Consider the following 5,393-nt stretch of genomic DNA (forward strand, 5'->3'; position numbering starts at 1 on the left):
CGATCGCCGACCAGGCCCGCACGATCCGCATCCCGGTGCACATGATCGAGACGATCAACAAGATCGTCCGCACCTCGCGCCAGATGCTGCACGAGATCGGCCGCGAGCCGACCCCGGAGGAGCTGGCCGAGAAGCTCGCCATGCCGCTGGAGAAGGTGCGCAAGGTCCTCAAGATCGCCAAGGAGCCGATCTCCCTCGAGACGCCCATCGGCGACGAGGAGGATTCGCATCTCGGCGACTTCATCGAGGACAAGAACGCGATCCTGCCCATCGACGCGGCGATCCAGTCGAACCTGCGCGAGACCACGACGCGCGTTCTCGCCTCGCTCACGCCGCGCGAGGAGCGCGTGCTGCGCATGCGCTTTGGCATCGGCATGAACACCGACCACACCCTCGAGGAGGTCGGCCAGCAGTTTTCCGTGACCCGCGAGCGTATCCGCCAGATCGAGGCGAAGGCCCTGCGCAAGCTGAAGCACCCCTCGCGGAGCCGGAAGCTCAGAAGCTTCCTCGATAACTGATCGAATGCGAACGAATGCAAAAGGCGGGCTTCGGGGCCCGCCTTTTGCGTTTATATATCGTCCATGATCGTCAGCCTCACCATCATTCTTCTGTGCCAGCTCCTGGGCGAGGTGGTCGCTCGCGGGCTCGGATGGCCGCTCCCCGGTCCTGTTCTGGGAATGCTTTTTCTGCTCGTTTTCCTGAGCCTGCGCGACCGGATCAGGACGAAGATCCCTGAGTTCGGCAGGGTGCTCGACTCGACAGGGAAGGGATTGCTCGCCCATCTCTCGCTGCTGTTCATTCCGGCCAGCGTCGGCGTGGTGCAGCGGCTCGATGTGGTGGCGGAATATGGCGTGGGTCTTGCCGTGGCGCTTGTGGTCTCGACCTTCGTGACCCTGGTCGTGACGGTCGTGGCCTTCGTGGTGGTGTCGCGCCTCAGCGGCTCCTCGATGGAGGCAGGCGAGGAGGACCGATCCCGTGACTGATCAGGCCTTCTCCCTTTGGGTCTATCTTTCGCAGACCCCGCTGCTCTGGCTCGTGGTGACGCTCGGTGCCTATGTGATCGCGGATCGCATCTCGCTTGCCTTCAAGCGGCATCCCCTGTGCAATCCGGTGCTGATCTCCGTGGTGACCGTTGCCCTCGTGCTGTGGGGCACGGGCACGTCCTATCCGGTCTATTTCGAAGGCGCGAAATTCGTGCACTTCCTGCTCGGTCCCGCGACCGTTGCGCTCGCCATCCCGCTTTACGAGAATCGGCGCATCGTGCTGCGCTCCATCGTGCCGATGATGGTGGCGCTCGTGGTGGGATCCGTGACGGCCATCGTGTCGGCGTCGCCGTCGCTCAGCTCTTCGGCATTCCCGATCCCATCCTCATCTCGCTGGCGCCGAAATCCGTCACCGCTCCGGTGGGCATGGGCATCACGGAAACCCTGGGCGGCGATCCGGCGCTCACCGCCATCCTGATCATGCTCACCGGCGTCATCGGCTCGATCATGGTCACGCCGCTGATGAACGCATTGCGCATGAAGGACTGGCGCGCCCGTGGTTTTGCCGTGGGGCTCGCCTCGCACGGCATCGGAACCGCACGCGCCTTTCAGGTCCATTCGCTGGCCGGCACCTTCGCCGGCATCGCCATGGGGCTCAATGCGCTCGTCACCGCACTGCTTCTGCCGCTTGTCCTGGCGCTTCTGCTGGATTGATCAGGGTATGGGCTTCCGGTCGCCCGCGCCGATGCTGCCGGTCTCGTCATCCGGCTTTGGCAGGAAGGCGGGAACGATGCCGTCCGCCACGAGGGCGTGAAGCTGCCCGATGTAATTGTCCTCCCGCGACGGCGCGGTCGGATTGGAGGTCATGACGATGGACAGGCCGAGACCCGGAATGACGTAGAGCATCTGTCCGCCGAAGCCCCAGGCATAGTAGACCGGGTGCCCGCGCATCTCGCGGATGAACCAGCCATAGCCGTAAGCATCGCCCGTGAAGGGCGAGACGGTGCGCGGCGTCCACAATTCCTTGATCCAGTTCTCCGACACGACGCGCTTGCCCTCGATCGTTCCGCCCTGACGAACCATCTCGCCGAAACGCCAGAGAGCACGCGGTGAGAGCGCCATCTCGTTGCCGCCGAGATAGATGCCCTGCGGATCGCGCGTCCAGGGCGCGATGTCGATCTCCAGCGGGTCGCCGAGCCAGTCGCGCGCCAGCTCCAGCGTGCTGCGCTTCGAAGCCCGCGTCAGCGCGGCGGAGAGAAGATGCGTGCTGCCGGTCGAATAGAGCATGCGTCCGCCGGGCTCGTCGACGAAGGGACGCGAGAGGGCGTAGCGGACCCAGTTGTCGCTGCCGATCCAGGCGCCGTAATTGCGGCCCGAGGTGCGCTCCAATCCGGCCTGCATGGACAGCAGATGGCCGATGGTGACCTGCCTGATCCGAGGATCGGCTTCGGAGGGGATGCTTTGCGCGAGAACCGACGCAACCGGCTGATCGACGCCCTGCAGAACGCCGCGGTCGATGGCGATGCCGACCAGAACCGACATGATCGTCTTCGAAGCGGACTTGGTGTTCGTCGGACGGTCGAGCCGCGCGCCTCCGAAGGCCCGCTCGGCCAGAATGCTTCCATTGTGGGACACGATCAGGGAGCGGAGGTTCGGAAGATCCTTGGCACGCTCGACCGTCTCCTCGATCAGCCCGGCATTGGGCGCGGACGCCGGTGGAGGGGAGGCGGGCTGGTCGGATGCGCCGACAGTGCCGGTCAGCATGAGGAGAAGAGCCAAACCGGCTGTGCGTCGAGCGAAGCTTGAGAGGAGACGCATGAAGAGTGCTGACATCGTGTTGCCGTCGGACAAGAACCGAGATGGATGACCGTTCCGGAGGAGCAACACCCTCACACGGCATCGTGAGCGCCGGCCGTCCATGCGGCAGTACGCCCCCTCCATTGCGTGGGCGACATTTGCGCTTTGTCCGCCAATCCCTTATTTGCGGTCAAATTCGTAAATACAAGGCAATCCACATGTTGAAATCGTGGTTTACCCGCCCGCTCTGGCAGCGGGTCGCCGTGGGCTTTGTCCTCGGCATCCTGGCGGGCGTGCTGGCCGGAGCGCAGGCTGCTGTCTGGTTCAAGCCTCTGGGCGACCTCTACCTGAACCTCGTGCGGATGATCGTGATCCCGCTCGTGTTCTTCACCATCACGTCCAGCGTGGCGAAGCTGGCCGAAGCGGGCAACGTGGCAAGCCTGGGCCTGCGCACCCTGTTCTGGTTCATCGCCACCTCGGCCATCGCCGTGCTGGTGGGCATCGCCTTCGGCCACCTCATCGATCCGGGTCTCGGCCTCTCGAACCTGCCGCTCGGCGAGGTGAAGCCGCGCACGATCCCGACGCCGCTCGAAGTGCTGATCGGCATCGTGCCGACGAACCCGATCAAGGCCATGGCGGACACCAACGTGCTGCAGGTGCTCTTCTTCGCCGGCATCGTGGGCGCGGCCCTCGTGTCCCTGGGCGAGAAGACTGCCGGCATCCGCAATCTGGTCGATCAGGGTGCAACCGTGGTCTTCCGCATCACGCGCTGGGTGCTGCAGCTCACGCCCATCGGCACCTTCGGCCTGATCGCCTGGGTCGTCGGGCGCTATGGCCTGGCCTCGCTCCTGCCGCTCGGCAAGTTCATCGCGGCCATGTATCTCGCCTGTCTGTTCCACATCGTGGTCGTCTATGGCGGCCTCCTGAAGCTGCACGGCCTCAAGGTCGGACGCTTCTTCCGCGGTGCCGCGCCGGCGATGCAGATGGCCTTCGCGACTTCGTCGAGCCTCGCCACGCTGCCCATGTCCCTGCGTGTCGCGGTCGAGAAGCTCGGTGTGCCGCAGAGCTATGCGAGCTTCGCCGTGCCGCTCGGCGCCAATGTGAAGATGGACGGATGCGGGGCGATCTATCCCGCCATCGCGTCGATCTTCATCGCGCAGTATTTCGGCCTCGATCTCTCGCTGACGCAGTACATTCTCATCGGCCTCACGGCGGTCCTGGGTTCGCTCGGCACCGCTGGCGTGCCCGGCACCTCCATCGTGATGCTCACCCTGACCCTGAGCACTGCGGGCCTGCCGCTCGAAGGCATCGGCTACATCATCGCCATCGACCGCGTCGTCGACATGATGCGCACCATGACCAACGTGACGGGTCAGATCCTCGTGCCGGTCATCGTCGCCAAGGAGGAGCGCATTCTCGATCAGACCGTCTATGACGGCGCCGTCGAGACGCATACTCCGGCCGGCCAGGCGGTTCTGGTCGCGGCCGAGTAAAAGCATCGATCCGGCCGGATTCAGCGGATCCGGCCGGGTCCTTTTGCGTGAAACTGAAGCCATGCGCCGTCGTTCTGCTCCTATTGGAGCATCGTGCGTATGGCATCCCAGCATTCTTCCAGGAAAGTCGTCTACGCGGCCTTGGCGGGCAATCTGCTGATTGCAGTCACCAAGTTCGCGGCGGCGGCCTGGACGGGAAGCTCCGCCATGCTCAGCGAGGGCGTGCATTCCCTCGTCGATACCGGCAACGAACTGCTGCTGCTCTACGGCCTGCGCCGTGCCTCTCGACCTCCCGATCCGGCGCATCCCTTCGGATACGGCCGCGAGATCTATTTCTGGACCTTCATCGTCGCGCTGCTCGTCTTTGCTCTCGGAGCGGGCGTGTCCTTTTATGAAGGCGTCGTCCACATGCGCGATCCTTCGCCGGTCGAGGATCCGACCGTCAATTATGTGGTGCTGGCGCTTTCCTTCGTCTTCGAGAGCGGATCCTGGTGGGTGGCGATGAAGGAGTTCCGCCGGGCGAAGGGATCGCTTGGCTACTTCCAAGCCGTCAAAGAAAGCAAGGATCCGACGACCTTCACGGTTCTGTTCGAGGACAGTGCTGCGCTCATTGGACTGACCATCGCCTTTATCGGCATTTCCGCAGCCCACTATCTTGAGAAGCCCGAACTCGATGGACTTGCCTCAATCGGCATCGGCCTCGTTCTGGCTCTGACCGCGCTGATGCTGGCGCGGGAGACGAAAGGGCTGCTGATCGGCGAGGCGGCGCACCCCGATGTGCAGAGGTCGATCCTCGCCATCGCTCAGGCCGATCCGGCCGTAGAGCGCGCTAACGGTGTCATGACGGTGCACCTCGGTCCGCAGCAGGTGGTTGCCGCATTGAGTGCCGATTTTGCGGACGATTGTCAAGCGACACCGAGATTTACGAGATAAGGCGACATCCAGTTTTACGACGGCTCAAGCGTGAGCCCGCTGGAGAGCCTCCTCCAGATCCCGCAGGCGATAGCTGCGCCCCTTGATGTTGAGAACATGCGCTCGGTGCAGCAGGCGGTCGAGGATGGCCGTGGCCAGCACCTCGTCGCCGGCCAGCAGCTCGGTCCACTCCCGGATGCTCTTGTTC

Annotated in this window: 5 protein-coding genes and 2 pseudogenes; 5 read left to right on the plus strand and 2 right to left on the minus strand. The window is 64.1% G+C overall.

Annotated elements, in window-relative coordinates; genetic code table 11:
* The 3 genes and pseudogenes from FS320_RS37150 to FS320_RS37160 all read left to right on the plus strand — a co-directional run.
* Positions 1–518 (plus strand): sigma-70 family RNA polymerase sigma factor (locus tag FS320_RS37150; RefSeq protein WP_152717327.1); only part of this gene is annotated, 518 nt, incomplete at its 5' end.
* Positions 519–581: 63 nt separating this feature from the next.
* Positions 582–983, plus strand: coding sequence for a CidA/LrgA family protein (locus FS320_RS37155; protein ID WP_152717328.1), 402 nt, complete (start codon positions 582–584; stop codon positions 981–983).
* A pseudogene (locus tag FS320_RS37160) lies at positions 976–1,697 on the plus strand (LrgB family protein). The gene FS320_RS37155 and the pseudogene FS320_RS37160 overlap by 8 nt, the downstream one beginning before the upstream one ends.
* On the opposite strand, the gene FS320_RS37165 reads toward FS320_RS37160, so the two are convergent.
* Positions 1,698–2,801 carry a serine hydrolase domain-containing protein gene (locus FS320_RS37165; protein ID WP_244627629.1) on the minus strand — a complete coding sequence of 368 codons (1,104 nt, stop codon included), beginning with the start codon at positions 2,799–2,801 and terminating at the stop codon, positions 1,698–1,700.
* Positions 2,802–2,998: 197 nt separating this feature from the next.
* On the opposite strand from FS320_RS37165, the gene FS320_RS37170 reads away from it, so the two are divergent.
* Both FS320_RS37170 and FS320_RS37175 read left to right on the plus strand, forming a co-directional pair.
* On the plus strand, positions 2,999–4,273 hold the full coding sequence (locus FS320_RS37170; RefSeq protein WP_152717330.1) for a dicarboxylate/amino acid:cation symporter: 1,275 nt from the start codon (positions 2,999–3,001) through the stop codon (positions 4,271–4,273).
* Between the two features lie 99 nt (positions 4,274–4,372).
* On the plus strand, positions 4,373–5,206 hold the full coding sequence (locus FS320_RS37175) for a cation diffusion facilitator family transporter (protein ID WP_152717331.1): 834 nt from the start codon (positions 4,373–4,375) through the stop codon (positions 5,204–5,206).
* A 45-nt stretch (positions 5,207–5,251) separates the two neighbouring features.
* Here the strand turns inward: FS320_RS37175 and FS320_RS37180 are convergent.
* Positions 5,252–5,393: pseudogene (locus FS320_RS37180) on the minus strand (ATP-binding protein); the annotation flags it as partial.

It is taken from the genome of Microvirga tunisiensis (genome assembly GCF_009296175.1).
Lineage (GTDB): Bacteria > Pseudomonadota > Alphaproteobacteria > Rhizobiales > Beijerinckiaceae > Microvirga > Microvirga tunisiensis.

Bases quoted from the DNA above. Each gene is read 5' to 3' on its own strand.
- FS320_RS37155 (WP_152717328.1), top strand. From the start codon at position 582: ATGATCGTCAGCCTCACCATCATTCTTCTGTGCCAGCTCCTGGGCGAG.
- FS320_RS37165 (WP_244627629.1), bottom strand. From the start codon at position 2,801: ATGCGTCTCCTCTCAAGCTTCGCTCGACGCACAGCCGGTTTGGCTCTT.
- FS320_RS37170 (WP_152717330.1), top strand. From the start codon at position 2,999: ATGTTGAAATCGTGGTTTACCCGCCCGCTCTGGCAGCGGGTCGCCGTG.
- FS320_RS37175 (WP_152717331.1), top strand. From the start codon at position 4,373: ATGGCATCCCAGCATTCTTCCAGGAAAGTCGTCTACGCGGCCTTGGCG.